The sequence below is a fragment of the Calderihabitans maritimus genome, from assembly GCF_002207765.1.
GTDB lineage: Bacteria > Bacillota > KKC1 > Calderihabitantales > Calderihabitantaceae > Calderihabitans > Calderihabitans maritimus.
Window position 1 is genome coordinate 1 of the sequence record NZ_BDGJ01000216.1, and the last position, 2,522, is coordinate 2,522.

Here is a 2,522-nt window from a genome sequence, read left to right on the forward strand (position 1 = left end):
CCAGACTCGTGCTGCCTCGCCTGCAGTGGACTTTCACCACCAAGTTAACGCCCATGCCGGGCGCACAAAAAAAAGCCCCTATTTGCGGGACTTACTCAGCCAGTTGAGCCGCACATCGCCGGCAGTAGCCGTAAATCTCAAATTTATGTTCCAGAGGGACAAATCCGGACCAGTCAAACTCTCTCCCGTTCTGCAGGGGACAAAAGTCAATCTTCCGCATACGTCCACAGGAACGGCAGACCAGGTGGTGATGATGACTGTCATCTGCTGTGAGCACATACCCGCTCGTACCTTGACCCGTGTCCACCTCAGAAATGATGCCCGCCCCTTTAAGCACCCCCAGATTGCGGTACACGGTGGAAAAATTAGTGCGGGGCAGTTTCTTCAGCACTCTTTCGAAAAGGCCCTGAGCAGTCAGATACTGGGCTCCTGCCTGCAAAAAAACTTCCAAAATGGCCCGCCTCTGATTGGTAATTTTATATCCCTTTTCGGCTAGCTTTTCCTCCAGGTCCGCTAACTTGGACAAAGCGATCGTCTCCTTTATTACAGCCTACAATCATTGTATATAAGCTTGCTCTCAGGCGTCAACACCCGGGTCGACACTCAGGCCGTCTTCCTGTTGACCGCTGCTTAAAACATTTTTGCCTGCCAGTGCCAATACCAGAAGAAAAACAGATACCATAATTATGGTACCACCCGGCGGGGTATCCAGATAATAGGCCAGAAACAGGCCGGCAATAACGGAAAACAAGGCAACTGCCACCGCTCCCAAATGGGCCTGCCGGAAACTCCCCGCCAGTTGAAGGCTGGTGGCTACCGGAAGTACCATCAGGGAAGAAATCAGCAAAACGCCCACCATGCGCATAGACACCGTAACCGTCAGAGCAGCCAGAAACATAAAAACAAGGTTGACTGCCCCCACCGGCACTCCGGCCAGGCGGGCTCCTTCCTCATCAAAAGAAATATAAAATAACTCCCGGTAAAGCCACACTACTACCAGCATTACCACCAGCCCGATGGCTGCTATTAAGACCAAGTCGGTAGGTGAAATAGCCACCAGACTGCCGAATAGGTAGGCAAACAGGCCGGATGTATCTCCCCGGCCCAGCCCTACCAGAATTATCGCTAGACTTACCCCAAAGGACAACATGATGGCCGCCGCTATCTCCGCGTATTGGTGGTAGGCCCGACGCAGTTTTTCCAAACCGAGGGCTGCCAGCCCGGTAAAGATCAGGGAAGACAAAAGGACGTTAAGCCCGGTTACCAGTCCCAAAGCCACTCCGGCCAGGGATACATGAGCCAAGGTATCCCCGATCATGGACAGGCGCCGCAGCACCAAGAACAAACCGATGGTCGGACAGACCACGGCTATAATTATTCCCGTCAGCAAAGCTCTCTGCATGAAGCCGTACTGCAATATTTCAGGCACCAGCCTTTCCTCCCATCTAAAACCCATCTAATGATAATGAAACAGTTCCTCGTACCCAGTGTCAGTCCCGGCATGTACATGAAGCCTCTGGTTTTCCAGGCAAAAGAGACGGTTAACCTTATGGGCAATCAGTCCGGGGTAGTGGGTAATAACCAGCAGGGTAATTCCCATCTCTTGATTTAATCTTCCCAACAATTCGTGGATTTGCTCCTGGGTCTGCCGGTCCAGTCCGGTCGCCGGTTCATCAAGAAAGACAATCTCCGGATCATTCATCAAAGCCCTAGCGATAAATACCTTTTGCTGCTGGCCCCCCGACAGGTTTCCCAAGCGGCTCCGGCTGTACTCCTCCAACCCAAACTTTTTCAACACTTCTTTAATCTTGTTCCGATGACACTGCCGCAGACGGCGAAAGGGCCCCACCCGCCCGTAAAGATTGAGTGCTATCACTTCTTCCACCGTCGCTGGGAAAGCCGGGTTCAAATGCCCGTTTCTCTGGGCTACGTAACCTACCCGGGACCATTCCCGGAATCGGCAGACATCCTGGCCGAACAGTTTTACGGTTCCCTGTTGAGGCTTCAGGATACCCAGGGCCAGTTTCAAAAGGGTGCTTTTCCCGGAACCGTTAGGCCCTACCAGAGCCACAAAATCTCCTTTGGCAACCTTAAAGCTAATCTCTCTCAATAACGGTTTGTCGCCATAACTGAAACTCACCTTGTTAAATTCCAGAATTTGCTTCATAACCGATCTACTCCAGTGCTTTTTTCAGCCGGTCCAGGTTTTCTTCCATAACGGAAAAGTAGTCCCGGCCCCGTTGCGTTTCTTCCCGGGTAAGGGCTTCCAAAGGATCTAAGACCAGAACTTCCGCCCCTACTTCCCGGGCCAATGTCCGGCTTACCCTGGGGCTGGCCAATTCCTCGAAAAAGATATATTTTATTCCTTTTTCCCGGCATAGTTTTGCCAATTCGGCCAGTCGGGCAGGACTCGGCTCTGCGTCCGGTGCCAGGCCCATAATAGGTATCTGCTTCAGGCCGTAGCGGCGGGCCAGGTGGCCGAAAGCCGCATGGGAGACTACTATCTCCCGGCGGGAAACACC

At 52.6% G+C, this 2,522-nt stretch carries 4 protein-coding genes; all 4 read right to left on the reverse strand.

Annotated elements, in window-relative coordinates:
* Window positions 1-91 precede the first annotated feature (91 nt).
* Window positions 92-526, reverse strand: coding sequence for a Fur family transcriptional regulator (locus tag KKC1_RS15555; RefSeq protein WP_192868294.1), 435 nt, complete (start codon window positions 524-526; stop codon window positions 92-94).
* Window positions 527-577: 51 nt separating this feature from the next.
* On the reverse strand, window positions 578-1,429 hold the full coding sequence (locus tag KKC1_RS15560; protein WP_088555338.1) for a metal ABC transporter permease: 852 nt from the start codon (window positions 1,427-1,429) through the stop codon (window positions 578-580).
* A 27-nt stretch (window positions 1,430-1,456) separates the two neighbouring features.
* Complete coding sequence (locus KKC1_RS15565) at window positions 1,457-2,167, reverse strand: metal ABC transporter ATP-binding protein (RefSeq protein ID WP_088555339.1); 711 nt, start codon at window positions 2,165-2,167, stop codon at window positions 1,457-1,459.
* 7 nt (window positions 2,168-2,174) lie between these two features.
* Window positions 2,175-2,522 (reverse strand): metal ABC transporter solute-binding protein, Zn/Mn family (locus KKC1_RS16455; RefSeq protein WP_192868295.1); only part of this gene is annotated, 348 nt, incomplete at its 5' end.